We start from the raw sequence: 13412 nt of genomic DNA on the forward strand, positions 1-13412 counted from the left end.
CGCTTTCGGGGAGTCGACGGAACGTCACCACGACGAGGCAGTGGTGCCTTTCGTGTGACTCCGGAGGGTGCCGGATTGGCTTTCCCGCCGCAGGTGGGGGCAGGATGCTTCCTCAGGACTACGTCCAGGGGAGACCCCACAGGGCGCGAGGTTAAGAGGGTCCGGTTACGGATCCTCTTAGGACAGACCCGGGTCCGGGAACTGTCCGAGGGCCCTGGCAGCATCGGCTTCGATCTCACGCCTCACAGGCAAGAAGAACACGGGAGTAACAACATGAACCGCAGTGAGCTGGTGGCCGCCCTGGCCGACCGCGCCGAGGTGACTCGCAAGGACGCCGACGCCGTGCTGGCCGCGCTCGCCGAGACCGTCGGTGAGATCGTCGCCAAGGGCGACGAGAAGGTCACCATCCCCGGTTTCCTGACCTTCGAGCGCACCCACCGTGCCGCTCGCACCGCTCGTAACCCGCAGACCGGCGACCCGATCAACATCCCGGCCGGCTACAGCGTGAAGGTCTCCGCGGGCTCGAAGCTCAAGGAAGCCGCCAAGGGCAAGTAACACCCCTGGGTACGACGAAGGGCGGTCACCCCGACCAGGGTGGCCGCCCTTTGGCGTACGGGCCGCAGAACGCCGTTCCGGGCCTTCAGAGGCACAGTCCCGGGGGCGCGGGCCCCCGGGACGTGTCCTCAGACCAGTGAACCGCCCGGCAGCTCCACCTTCGCGCCGAGCTTCTCCAGCTTGTCCATGAAGTTCTCGTAGCCGCGGTTGATCAGGTCGATCCCGTGCACCCGGGACGTCCCCTGGGCCGCCAGGGCGGCGATCAGGTACGAGAAACCGCCGCGCAGGTCCGGGATGACCAGATCGGCGCCCTGCAGCTTCGTCGGCCCGGAGACGACCGCGGAGTGCAGGAAGTTGCGCTGGCCGAAGCGGCAGTCGCTGCCGCCCAGGCACTCACGGTAGAGCTGGATGTGCGCGCCCATCTGGTTGAGCGCCGAGGTGAAGCCGAGCCGCGACTCGTACACCGTCTCGTGCACGATCGACAGACCGGCGGCCTGCGTCAGGGCCACGACCAGCGGCTGCTGCCAGTCGGTCTGGAAGCCGGGGTGCACGTCCGTCTCCAGCGCGATGGCGTTGAGAGCGCCGCCCGGGTGCCAGAAGCGGATGCCCTCGTCGTCGATCTCGAAGGCACCGCCGACCCGGCGGAAGGTGTTCAGGAACGTCATCATCGAACGCTGCTGAGCGCCGCGGACGTAGATGTTGCCCTCGGTCGCCAGCGCCGCGGACGCCCAGGAGGCGGCCTCCAGACGGTCCGGGATCGCCCGGTGCGTGTAGCCGTCGAGACGGTCGACACCGGTGATCCGGATGGTCCGGTCGGTGTCCATGGAGATGATCGCGCCCATCTTCTGCAGCACGCAGATGAGGTCCTCGATCTCCGGCTCCACGGCCGCGTTGGACAGCTCGGTGACACCCTCGGCGAGCACCGCGGTCAGCAGCACCTGCTCGGTGGAGCCGACCGACGGGTACGGCAGCCGGATCTTGGTGCCGCGCAGCCGCTGCGGGGCCTCCAGGTACTGGCCGTCCGCCCGCTTCTCGATCGTCGCGCCGAACTGGCGCAGCACGTCGAAGTGGAAGTCGATAGGCCGGCCGCCGATGTCGCAGCCGCCGAGCCCCGGGATGAACGCGTGGCCCAGCCGGTGCAGCAGCGGGCCGCAGAAGAGGATCGGGATGCGCGACGAGCCCGCGTGGGCATCGATGTCGGCGACGTTCGCACTCTCGACATGGGTGGGGTCGAGGATCAGCTCACCCGGTTCGTCACCCGGACGGACCGTCACACCGTGCAGCTGCAGCAGCCCGCGCACCACCCGCACATCGCGGATGTCGGGCACGTTGCGCAGTCGGCTGGGCCCGCTGCCGAGCAGCGCGGCGACCATTGCCTTCGGCACCAGGTTCTTGGCGCCTCGGACGCGGATCTCGCCCTCCAGCGGGGTTCCGCCGTGGACAAGCAGGACATCGTCTGTGCCGGTCATGAATCTCGCGTTCCGGAGTGGTCGGGCAGGGGGCCAACCGAAAGGGTAATGGCCAGGCACCCCCCTTCCATAAGAGAGCGGGGGGTGCGCGAACGTCATGAATCCGCCACAACACGCTGTGCTCCTCAGATCTTGCGGAGGGTTACCGTCCGGATCGGCCGTCAGGCCGTGCGCTCCTTGTGCACCCGTGCGCCCTGAGCTGCGCTCGGGCACCCTGGGCGACGAGGAGGTCACTTGGCCCCCGCGAACGCCGAAGATGCGGGATCATTTCTGCCATGACGGAGGTGTCCTCGCTCACAGGGCGACTGCTCGTGGCCGCACCCGCCCTCGCCGACCCGAATTTCGACCGCGCGGTGGTGCTGCTCCTCGACCACGACGAGGAGGGCTCGCTCGGTGTGGTCCTGAACCGCCCGACCCCGGTCGGCGTCGGGGACATCCTCGCGTCCTGGGCCGAGCTGACCGGCGAGCCGGACGTCGTCTTCCAGGGCGGCCCCGTCTCGCTGGACTCGGCGCTCGGTGTGGCGGTGATCCCCGGCGACGAGGGCCCCCTGGGCTGGCGCCGGGTGTACGGGGCGATCGGCCTGGTGGACCTGGAGACGCCCCCGGAACTGCTGGCCGCGGCCCTCGGCTCACTGCGGATCTTCGCCGGTTACGCGGGCTGGGGCCCCGGCCAGCTGGAGGCGGAGCTGGCCGAGGGCGCCTGGTTCGTCGTCGAGTCGGAACCGGGTGACGTCTCCTCGCCGCGCCCGGAAAGCCTCTGGCGGGCGGTCCTGCGCCGTCAGCGCAGCGAACTGGCCATGATCGCCACGTATCCGGACGACCCTTCGCTGAACTGATGCCCGGTCTTTCAGTACGCTTGGCGGTTATGAGCACTCTTGAGCCCGAGCGCGGGTCAGGCACCGGAACCCTCGTGGAGCCGACACCACAGGTGTCGAACGGCGACGGCGACCACGAGCGCTACGCCCATTACGTCCAGAAGGACAAGATCATGGCGAGTGCCCTGGAGGGCACCCCCGTGGTCGCACTGTGCGGCAAGGTCTGGGTACCGGGGCGCGACCCCAAGAAGTACCCGGTCTGCCCCATGTGCAAGGAGATCTACGAGTCCATGGGCGCCGGCGGCGACAAGGACAAGGGCAAGGGCGGCAAGGACAAGCAGTAGTCCCACCCGCACCACCGAACAGCCCGGGAGAACCCCCGGGGCACGCAGGTGCGTGCCCCGGGGGTTTTTCGTTGTGCGGCCCCGGCGGCGTCGCGCGGGCTGCGTCCGTCGGTCACAGAGTGGTTGAGACCACTTGTCGGCAGCATGGTCCGGACCTACCCTCCTGCAAGTTGTGCAGAACGAAACGAGCGTTGCATATGCTGCAACGCCTACCGGTAGGGGTTCCCGGATGAAGCTTTCTGCCCGAATTGCCGCCCCGGCCGCGGCCCTTGTGCTGGCCGGCCTGACCGCCACCGCCTGCGGTGCGCCGCAGACCTCCGACACCGGCGCCAAGGGGGACGAGAAGACCGGCACGCTGCGCGTCTGGCTGTTCCAGGAGGTCGGCAACAAGCCCAAGGAGAAAGTCGTCGACGCCGCCGTCGCCGGCTTCGCGAAGGCCCACAAGGACGCGAAGGTCGAGATCGAGTACATCCCGGTCGAGACCCGAGCCCAGCGCGTCAAGGCCGCGTTCAACGACCCCAAGAGCGCCCCGGACCTCATCGAGTACGGCAACACGGACACCGCCGGCTACGTCAAGGACGGCGGACTGGCCGACGTGAGCGCGGAGTTCGCCGCCTGGGACGAGGCCAAGGACACAGACCCGACCGCAAGGCAGTCCGTGACGGTCGGCGGCAAGGTCTACGGGGCGCCGCTCTTCGTCGGCGTACGGGCGCTGTACTACCGCACCGACGTCTTCGCGGAGCTGGGGATCAAGGCCCCCAAGTCCCAGGCCGAGCTGATATCCACGGCGAAGAAGATCCACAAGGAGAAGCCGGACCTGTACGGGCTCGCGGTCGGCGGCGCCTACACCTACGGCGCGATGCCGTTCCTCTGGGCCAACGGCGGCGAACTGGCCGACGGGAGCGGTTCCTCGTACAAGGCCGCCATCAACAGCGACAAGGCGCGCAAGGGCATCGAGGCCTACACCTCGCTCTTCGGTGACACCAACTGCCCGGCCGCCAAGTGCGCCGCCATGGGCGGCAACGCGACCGTCACCGCCTTCGCCGCAGGCAAGGCCGCCATGGCCATCGGCGGCGACTTCAGCCACACGGCGGTCGAGGCGGGCACGGTGAAGGGGAAGTACGCCGTGGTGCCGCTGCCGGGAGTGGCCGAGGGCTCCGTCGCCCCGGCGTTCGCGGGCGGCAACAACATCGGCGTACTGAAGAGCAGCACGCACCGCACCCTGGCCGTCGACCTGATGAAGGCGCTCACCGGCAAGGCGACCCAGGCGAAGATGTTCGACGCGATGGGATTCCTGCCGACTTACACGGACGTGCGGGCCGATGCCGCGAAGCGGGAGCCGTTCGTCGAACCGTTCGTCAGGACGCTCGGCGCCGGCGCCAGGTTCGTCCCCGCCTCGCCGGCGTGGGGGCAGATCGACTCCTCGCTGATCCTGCCGACGATGTTCCAGGAGATCGTCAGCGGTCGTAAGGACGTGGCGAAGGCCTCGGACGACGCGGCGAAGAAGATGGACGCGGCGTTCGCCGACGCGGGCTGACGATGACGGCGAACAGCACGGCGTACAAAGCGCCCCCCGTACCCGGAACGGACGGTCCCCCTCCCCGCCCGCTCCGGCGCCGCGCCCGCCCGGCCTCACCCGCCGGGCGGCCGGGCTGGACCCCCTGGCTCTATCTGCTGCCCGCACTCGTGACGATCGGCGGGCTGCTGGTCTACCCGATCTACCAACTGGGCCTGATCTCCTTCCTGGAGTACACCCAGGCCCAGGTCAGCGGGGGCGAACCGGCCACCTTCCAGGGCTTCGGCAACTACGCGACGCTCTTCCACGACAGCCAGTTCTGGCAGGTGCTCCTGGCCACCGTGGTCTTCGCCGCGGCCTGCGTCCTGGCCACCCTGCTGACCGGCTGCGCGCTGGCCGTCCTGCTGACCCGGGTGCGGGCCGTGCCCAGGCTCGCGCTGATGATGGCCGCGCTCGGTGCCTGGGCCACCCCGGCGATCACCGGCTCGACCGTCTGGGTCTTCCTCTTCGACGCCGACTTCGGGCCGGTCAACCGGGTGCTGGGGCTCGGCGACCACTCCTGGACGTACGGGCGCTACAGCGCCTTCGCGCTGGTGCTCCTCGAAGTTCTGTGGTGCTCGTTCCCGTTCGTGATGGTGACCGTGTACGCGGGCATCCGGGCGATCCCGGCCGAGGTGCTGGAGGCGGCCGCGCTGGACGGGGCCTCGCAGTGGCGGATCTGGCGGTCGGTCATGGCGCCGATGCTGCGGCCGATCCTGGTCGTCGTCACCATCCAGTCGGTCATCTGGGACTTCAAGGTCTTCACCCAGATCTACGTCATGACCAACGGCGGAGGCATCGCAGGCCAGAACCTGGTGCTCAACGTGTACGCGTACCAGAAGGCGTTCGCGTCCTCGCAGTACAGCCTCGGTTCGGCGATCGGCGTCGTGATGCTGGTGATCCTGCTGGCCGTCACGCTGGTCTATCTGCGCCTCGTGCGGCGCCAGGGGGAGGAACTGTGAGCGTGCCGTCCCTGTTGCGCGTCCGCCGGCCGGGCCGGCTCGCCGCCGAGGCCGCGGCCCTGCTGATCGCCGCCGCGGTCGCCTTCCCGCTGTACTGGATGGTGCTCTCCGCCCTCAAGCCGGCGGGCGAGATCCAGTCCGCGCACCCGCGGCCCTGGACGCTGTCGCCGTCCCTGGACTCCTTCCGCCGGGTCTTCCAGCAGCAGGACTTCGGGCGCTACTTCCTGAACAGCCTGCTCGTCGCCGGCACGGTCGTCGTGCTCTCCGCGCTGATCGCCTTCCTGGCGGCCACGGCGGTGACCCGGTTCAGGTTCCGCTTCCGGACCACTCTGCTGATCATGTTCCTGGTCGCGCAGATGGTGCCGGTCGAGGCGCTGACGATCCCGCTGTTCTTCCTGATGCGGGACTTCGGCCAGCTGAACACGCTCGGCTCGCTGATCCTGCCGCACCTGGCCTTCTCGCTGCCGTTCGCGATCTGGATGCTGCGCGGCTTCGTCAAGGCCGTCCCCGACGCCCTGGAGGAGGCGGCGTACATCGACGGGGCGAGCCGTACGCGGTTCCTGTGGCAGATCCTCTTCCCGCTGGTCTTCCCGGGGCTGGTGGCGACCAGCGTCTTCTCGTTCATCTCGACCTGGAACGACTTCCTGTTCGCGAAGTCCTTCCTCATCAGCGACACCTCCCAGTCGACGCTCCCGATGGCGCTGCTGGTCTTCTTCAAACCCGACGAAAACGACTGGGGAGGGATCATGGCAGCCTCGACGGTGATGACCGTGCCCGTGCTGGTCTTCTTCGTACTCGTACAGCGACGCCTGGTCTCGGGACTGGGCGGAGCGGTTAAGGACTGACGTCATGGACATGGAACTGATCCCGGCGCCCGTGAGCGTCGGTGACCAACGGCGGTGCGGATTCCTCCTGGATCCGTCCACCACCATCGCGGCGGCACCCGGCACCGAGGGCACCGAACGGTGGCTGCGTGCCACGCTCGGCGCGGCCTTCGGTCTGCCGCTCGCACCGGGCGGCGAGGACACCGCGCGAGCGATCCGGCTGCGCATCGACCCGGCGCTGGCGTCAGAGGGCTACCGGCTGACCACCCAGCTCGACGAGAGCGTCGTGATCACGGGCGGCAGCCCCGCCGGCGTCTTCTGGGGCGCCCAGACGCTGCGTCAGCTGCTGGGGCCGGAGGCCTTCCGCCGGGCACCCGTCGACGGCCGTACCGAGACCGCCCTCGCGTTCAGGGACATCGAGGACCGCCCCCGCTTCGGCTGGCGCGGGCTGATGCTCGACGTGGCACGGCACTTCCTGCCGAAGGACGACGTCCTGCGCTACCTCGACCTCCTCGCCGCACACAAGCTGAACGTCTTCCACTTCCACCTCACCGACGACCAGGGCTGGCGCGTCGAGATCAAGCGCTACCCGCGCCTGACCGAGGTGGGCGCGTGGCGTTCGCGCACGAAGTACGGCCATCGGGCGTCCGAGCTCTGGGACGAGACGCCGCACGGCGGCTACTACACGCAGGACGACATCCGCGAGATCGTGGCGTACGCCGCCGAGCGCCACATCCGGGTCGTCCCCGAGATCGACATCCCGGGCCACTCGCAGGCCGCCATCAGCGCCTATCCGGAGCTGGGCAACACCGACGTCGTCGACACCGCCGCACTGACCGTCTGGGACAACTGGGGCGTCAACCCGAACGTGCTCGCCCCCTCCGACCACACCCTGCGCTTCTTCGAGGGCGTCTTCGAGGAGCTGCTGGAGCTCTTCCCCGCGGCCACCTCGCCGTTCATCCACGTCGGCGGCGACGAATGCCCCAAGGACCAGTGGAAGCAGTCACCGGCCGCGCAGGCCCGCATCAAGGAACTCGGCCTCGCCGACGAGGACGAGCTGCAGTCCTGGTTCATCCGCCACTTCGACACCTGGCTCACCGCACGGGGCCGCCGGCTCATCGGCTGGGACGAGATCCTGGAGGGCGGACTGGCCGAGGGCGCGGCCGTCTCCTCGTGGCGTGGGTACGCCGGCGGCATCGCGGCAGCCGAGGCCGGGCACGACGTCGTGATGTGCCCGGAGCAGCAGGTGTATCTGGACCACCGTCAGCACGGCGGCCCCGACGAGCCGATGCCCATCGGATACGTCCGCACCCTGGAGGACGTGTACCGCTTCGAGCCCGTACCGCCGGCGCTCTCCCCGGACGCGGCCCGTCACGTCCTCGGCGCCCAGGCCAACGTCTGGACCGAGGTCATGCAGAACCGGTCCCGCGTCGACTACCAGGTCTTTCCCCGCCTCGCGGCCTTCGCCGAGGTCGCCTGGTCGGCCCTGCCCGCCCCCGCGGACCGGGACTTCGCGGACTTCGAGCGGCGAATGTCCACGCATTACGCGCGACTTGACGCCCTCGGTGTCGACTACCGGCCGCCGGGCGGCCCGTTGCCGTGGCAGCAGCGCCCCGGCGTCCTCGGACGCCCGATCGAGGGGACACCCCCGAACGTGTGAGTGCCGGACGCTGCCCGGTTGCCGCCACCACGGTCCCAGGGACCGTGGTGGCGGTGCCCGTTCGGTCGGGGAGTCTGCCCGGGGGAGCCCTCATCCACCGGAACGGATATGTCGTACAAGCACGTGTAAGCACGGCAATTCGCACTCTGTACCGAAGAGGTGCGAAACGGGATCATTCCCCTGGTCGGGGACGGATACTCCCTTCGTGGACCCTCGCGTCGGGCCGGTCCGAAGATGTGCCAGAGTTGCCACGTCCGGGCCTTGAGCACGTACCGTACGGCGGAACAGGCGGGACAGCCGGGACACCGGGAAGGGGCAGCTGGGTTGACCACGCACGCACCGCAGGCGACGCAGTCCGTCACGCTGCCTGCCTCGCTGGACGAGGCCGTGGCGGCACTCGGGGCCATGCCCGCCGCCGTCCCCGTGGCAGGCGGCACGGACCTGATGGCGGCTGTCAACAAGGGGCTCCTGCGCCCCTCCGGGCTGGTCGGCCTCGGCCGGATCAGTGAGCTCCGCGGCTGGCACTACCAGGACGGCCACGCCCTGCTGGGCGCCGGTCTCACCCACGCACGCATGGGGCGGCCCGACTTCGCCGCCCTCATCCCCGCGCTCGCCGCCTCCGCGCGCGCGGCCGGCCCGCCCCAGATCCGTAACGCCGGAACGCTCGGCGGCAACATCGCCACCGCCGCACCGACCGGCGACGCCCTGCCCGTGCTCGCCGCCCTGGAGGCCGAGCTCGTCATCGCGGGCCCCGGCGGCGCGCGCCGCGAGATCCCCGTCTCGCACCTGCTGGCGGGCCGCGAGATGCTCGAGCCCGCCGAGCTGATCGGCTTCGTCCGCGTCCCGCTGCTGCACGCCCCGCAGGTCTTCCTCAAGGCGACCGGACGCACCGGCCCCGGCCGTGCCACCGCCTCCGTCGCGATCGTGCTCGACCCGGCCCGGCGGGGAGTGCGCTGCGCGGTCGGCGCCATCGCGCCGATGCCGCTGCGGCCGCTGGAGGCCGAGCGCTGGATCGCCTCACTGATCGACTGGGACGGCGAACGAGGCCTGGCCCCCGACGCGCTGGCCGCCTTCGGCGAGTACGTCGCCGCCGCCTGCATCCCGGACCAGGCACCACCGGCCGACGGGGGAGAGGCACCACCGCTGCCTCCCGCCGTACTGCACCTGCGGCGCACCGTCGCCGCGCTGGCCCGACGCGCGCTGGGGAGGGCACTGTCGTGAGCAACGAGGACCACACCGATCAGCACGGGGGCTGGGAGCCCACCCCCCAGGGCGGCGAGTACGACGCGGAGGCGACCGCCTTCGTGCACCTGCCGCCGGAGGACCTGGCGAACATCCCGCTGGCCGCACCCGGCCAGGGATACGTGCCGCCGATGATCCTTCCGCTGACCCCCGCGGCCGGCCTCGACCCGGCAGCCACCGGCAGCTGGATCGTCCCGACGCCGGACCATCAGGACCAGCACGGCCGGCCGGGCCCGCAGGGCCCCGGTGCGGAGTCCGCACCCGCCGCGGTGCACTGGCCGGACCCCAACCAGCAGCAGACACCGTACGGATACCCGCAGCCCGGTCCGCAGGCCTCTCCGGAGTACCCGGACCGGTACCCCGTGGACCCGGCCGCCACCGGCCAGTGGAACTTCGCCGAGTCCGGCGGCCCCGCCGAGCCGGCCGGCCACACCGGACAGTGGACGATCCCGGTCGCCGACGGCGAGCTCCCGGAGGAGTCCGGCGAGTTCTCGGCCTCCGCGCTGGCGGCCGGCCTGTACGCGGACCGCATCCCGCCGGCCACGCTGCCGGGCGGCGCGCCCGCGCCGTGGGCGACGCAGGAGCCGCAGCCCGGCGTCAGGGACACCCCGGTGCTGGGTACGGACCTGGGCCACCTGCCGGAGCCCGCCTCCGACGCGCCGGCCGACGCCCCCGCGGACGAGCCCGGCCCGGACCCGGTCGCCGGCCCCGAGGCGGAAGCCGCCCCGGGCACATCCGAGGACCCCGCGCACCGGACCCCGGCGGACGAGGCCGCGCCGGACGCCACCCCCGAGGACGCGGAGCAGCCCGACGCGGCGGCCCCGGACAACGCGGCCCCGGACAACGCGGCCCCGGACGAAGCGGCGCCGGCCGACGCGGCCCCCGACGACGCCGTCGCGGACGCCGTGCCCGCCGCCCCGCTCGACCTGCCCAGCGAGCATCCCGCCGCCTCCTACGTGCTCCATGTGAACGGCGCCGACCGGCCCGTCACCGATGCCTGGATCGGCGAGTCGCTGCTCTACGTGCTGCGCGAGCGCCTCGGACTCGCCGGCGCCAAGGACGGCTGCTCGCAGGGCGAGTGCGGTGCCTGCAACGTCCAGGTGGACGGCCGTCTCGTCGCCTCCTGCCTGGTCCCCGCGGCCACGGCGGCGGGCAGCGAGGTCCGTACGGTCGAGGGCCTGGCCGTCGACGGCGAGCCGTCCGACGTCCAGCGGGCCCTGGCGGACTGCGGTGCCGTCCAGTGCGGCTTCTGCATCCCGGGCATGGCGATGACCATCCACGACCTGCTGGAGGGCAACCACGCCCCCAGCGAGCTGGAAACCCGTCAGGCGCTCTGCGGCAACCTCTGCCGCTGTTCCGGTTACCGCGGTGTGCTCGACGCGGTGAACGAGGTCGTCGCGGGCCGCGAGGCCGCCTCCGAGGCGGCCTCGCGGCCCGCGCAGGAGACCACGGAGCCGGACGAAGCCCGCATCCCGCACCAGGCAGCGCCGGGCGCGGGTAGTGTGCAGGCCCATCTGCAGGACGGAGGGATGGCGTGAGCAACGACGCGGCCACCGCTGCGGGCGCGACCCACACGGCGATCAGCATCCCGTCACTGGACGGCCCGAGCGGCCCCGACACCGAGCAGCCGCTGCTCGGCCTCGGCGCCTCCCTGCCGCCCGCCGACGCCCGCGCGAAGACCGAGGGCACCTTCCCGTACGCCGCCGACCTGTGGGCCGAGGGACTGCTCTGGGCGGCCGTGCTCCGCTCCCCGCACCCGCATGCCCGCATCCTGTCCATCGACACCTCGGCCGCCGCCGAGATGCCGGGCGTCCGCGCGGTCGTCACCCACGAGGACGTCCCCGGCGAGAGCGACTACGGCCGCCTCGTCGTCGACCGCCCCGTCTTCGCGTCCGACCTGGTCCGCCACCACGGCGAGCCGATCGCCGCGGTCGCCGCCGACCACCCGGACACCGCCCGGCTGGCCGCTGCCGCGATCGCCGTCGAGTACGAGGTGCTGGAACCGGTCACCGACCCGGAGAAGGCGTTCGCCGCCGAGCCGCTGCACCCCGACGGCAACCTGATCCGCCACATCCCGCTGCGCTACGGCGACCCCGAGATCGTCGGCGAGGTCGTCGTCGAGGGCCTGTACCGCATCGGCCGTCAGGACCCGGCCCCGATCGGCGCCGAGGCCGGACTCGCCGTGCCCCGCCCCGACGGCGGCGTGGAGATCTACACCGCGTCCACCGATCCGCACACCGACCGGGACCTCGCCGCCGCGTGCTTCGGCCTCGAACCGGACCGGGTGAAGCTCGTCGTCACCGGCGTGCCCGGCGCGACCGGCGACCGCGAGGACCCCGGCTTCCAGCTCCCGCTCGGCCTGCTCGCGCTGCGTACCGGCTGCCCGGTCAAGCTGGCCGCCACCCGCGAGGAGTCCTTCCTCGGTCACGCGCACCGCCACCCGACGCTGCTCCGCTACCGCCACCACGCGGACGCCGAGGGCCGCCTGGTCAAGGTCGAGGCCCAGATCCTCCTGGACGCGGGCGCGTATGCCGACTCCTCGTCCGAGTCCCTGGCCGCCGCCGTCGCCTTTGCCTGTGGTCCGTACGTCGTCCCGCACGCCTTCATCGAGGGCTGGGCGGTCCGTACGAACAACCCGCCGTCCGGCCATGTCCGGGGCGAGGGCGCGATGCAGGTCTGTGCCGCGTACGAGGGACAGATGGACAAGCTGGCGGCCAAGCTCGGCATCGAACCCGCCGAACTGCGGCTGCGCAACGCCCTGTCCACCGGCGACATCCTGCCCACCGGGCAGACGGTGACCTGCCCCGCCCCGGTCGCGGAACTCCTGCGCGCGGTACGCGACTTCCCGCTGCCCTCGCTGCCCAAGGACACCCCGGAGGACGACTGGCTGCTGCCCGGCGGCCCCGAGGGTGCGGGTGAACCCGGCGCCGTGCGGCGCGGGGTCGGGTACGCGCTCGGCATGGTCCACATGCTCGGCGCCGAGGGTGCCGACGAGGTCTCCACGGCCACGGTCCGGGTCCACGACGGTGTCGCCACCGTCATCTGTGCCGCGGTCGAGACGGGGCAGGGCTTCTCGACGCTGGCCCGTCAGGTCGTGCAGGAGACGCTGGGCATCGAAGAGGTGCACGTCGCGTCCGTCGACACCGACCAGCCTCCGGCGGGTCCGGCGACGCACGGCCGCCACACCTGGGTCTCCGCCGGAGCGGTCGAACGCGCGGCGAAGATGGTCCGCACCCAGCTGCTCCAGCCACTGGCCCACAAGTTCGGCATGTCCACCGAGCTGCTCCAGATCGCCGACGGCAAGATCACCTCGTACGACGGGGTGCTCTCCACGACCGTCGCGGAGGCGATGGACGGCAAGGAGCTCTGGGCCACCGCCCAGTGCCGCCCCCACCCCACCGAGCCGCTCGACGAGTCGGGTCAGGGCGACGCCTTCGTCGGCCTTGCGTTCTGCGCGATCCGCGCGGTGGTGGACGTCGACATCGAGCTCGGCTCGATCCGTGTCGTGGAGATGGCGATCGCCCAGGACGTCGGCCGGGTCCTGAACCCCTCCCAGCTGGCGACCCGGATCGAAGCGGGCATCACGCAGGGCATCGGCACCGCCCTGACGGAGAACCTCCGCACCGCCCGCGGTCTCATCCGCCACCCCGACCTCACGGGTTACGCCCTGCCGACGGCGCTGGACGCACCGGACATCCGCATCGTCAAGCTCGTCGAGGAACGCGATGTGGTGGCCCCCTTCGGCGCCAAGCCCGCCTCGGCGATCCCGGTCGTGACCTCACCGGCCGCCGTGGCCGCGGCAGTCCGCTCGGCCACCGGGCGCCCGGTCAACCGCCTCCCGATCAGGCCCCAGGCGGCCGTGGCCACCGCCAAGTCCTGAACGTCGCACAGCCGCTGTTCTCCGGGTTGCCCCGCAGCCCGGAGAATGCCGGGCTGTCCCCGGCCGGCAGCGTACTCAGCGATCAGGACCGGAAACCTCGTGGGCG

11 protein-coding genes are annotated in these 13412 nt (G+C 71.4%); 10 read left to right on the plus strand and 1 reads right to left on the minus strand.

Annotated elements, in window-relative coordinates:
• Positions 1-273 precede the first annotated feature (273 nt).
• The gene (locus ACIOEW_RS00320; protein ID WP_003968811.1) at positions 274-555 is read left to right on the plus strand and encodes an HU family DNA-binding protein; all 282 of its coding nucleotides are present in this window, start codon (positions 274-276) and stop codon (positions 553-555) included.
• 128 nt (positions 556-683) lie between these two features.
• Here the strand turns inward: ACIOEW_RS00320 and murA are convergent, their stop codons facing one another.
• Positions 684-2024, minus strand: a complete 1341-nt coding sequence (murA, locus tag ACIOEW_RS00325) for a UDP-N-acetylglucosamine 1-carboxyvinyltransferase (RefSeq protein ID WP_030922987.1) — start codon at positions 2022-2024, stop codon at positions 684-686.
• Positions 2025-2299: 275 nt separating this feature from the next.
• On the opposite strand from murA, the gene ACIOEW_RS00330 reads away from it, so the two are divergent.
• The 9 genes from ACIOEW_RS00330 (at position 2300) to ACIOEW_RS00370 (ending at position 13306) form a co-directional block, all read left to right on the plus strand.
• Positions 2300-2860: a YqgE/AlgH family protein gene (locus tag ACIOEW_RS00330; protein ID WP_362543453.1), complete on the plus strand. Its 561-nt coding sequence runs from the start codon at positions 2300-2302 to the stop codon at positions 2858-2860.
• A gap of 29 nt (positions 2861-2889) precedes the next feature.
• Positions 2890-3183 carry a DUF3039 domain-containing protein gene (locus ACIOEW_RS00335; RefSeq protein ID WP_362543450.1) on the plus strand — a complete coding sequence of 98 codons (294 nt, stop codon included), beginning with the start codon at positions 2890-2892 and terminating at the stop codon, positions 3181-3183.
• Between the two features lie 229 nt (positions 3184-3412).
• Positions 3413-4720 carry an extracellular solute-binding protein gene (locus tag ACIOEW_RS00340; protein WP_401960051.1) on the plus strand — a complete coding sequence of 436 codons (1308 nt, stop codon included), beginning with the start codon at positions 3413-3415 and terminating at the stop codon, positions 4718-4720.
• 2 nt (positions 4721-4722) lie between these two features.
• Entirely contained in the window at positions 4723-5700 is a 978-nt protein-coding gene (locus ACIOEW_RS00345) for a sugar ABC transporter permease (RefSeq protein WP_362543445.1), read from the plus strand.
• A complete protein-coding gene (locus ACIOEW_RS00350; protein ID WP_401960055.1) occupies positions 5697-6545 on the plus strand; it encodes a carbohydrate ABC transporter permease in 849 nt (282 codons plus the stop codon). Before ACIOEW_RS00345 ends, ACIOEW_RS00350 begins: the two co-directional genes overlap by 4 nt.
• Before the next feature lie 4 nt (positions 6546-6549).
• A complete protein-coding gene (locus tag ACIOEW_RS00355; protein ID WP_401960056.1) occupies positions 6550-8184 on the plus strand; it encodes a beta-N-acetylhexosaminidase in 1635 nt (544 codons plus the stop codon).
• Positions 8185-8508: 324 nt separating this feature from the next.
• Positions 8509-9405: an FAD binding domain-containing protein gene (locus tag ACIOEW_RS00360; RefSeq protein ID WP_399308996.1), complete on the plus strand. Its 897-nt coding sequence runs from the start codon at positions 8509-8511 to the stop codon at positions 9403-9405.
• Positions 9402-10964: a 2Fe-2S iron-sulfur cluster-binding protein gene (locus ACIOEW_RS00365; RefSeq protein ID WP_401960059.1), complete on the plus strand. Its 1563-nt coding sequence runs from the start codon at positions 9402-9404 to the stop codon at positions 10962-10964. Before ACIOEW_RS00360 ends, ACIOEW_RS00365 begins: the two co-directional genes overlap by 4 nt.
• Positions 10961-13306 (plus strand): xanthine dehydrogenase family protein molybdopterin-binding subunit, encoded by a 2346-nt coding sequence (locus ACIOEW_RS00370; RefSeq protein WP_401960061.1) that lies wholly within the window; start codon positions 10961-10963, stop codon positions 13304-13306. Before ACIOEW_RS00365 ends, ACIOEW_RS00370 begins: the two co-directional genes overlap by 4 nt.
• Positions 13307-13412 lie beyond the last annotated feature (106 nt).

It is taken from the genome of Streptomyces sp. NPDC087901, assembly GCF_044742205.1.
GTDB lineage: Bacteria > Actinomycetota > Actinomycetes > Streptomycetales > Streptomycetaceae > Streptomyces.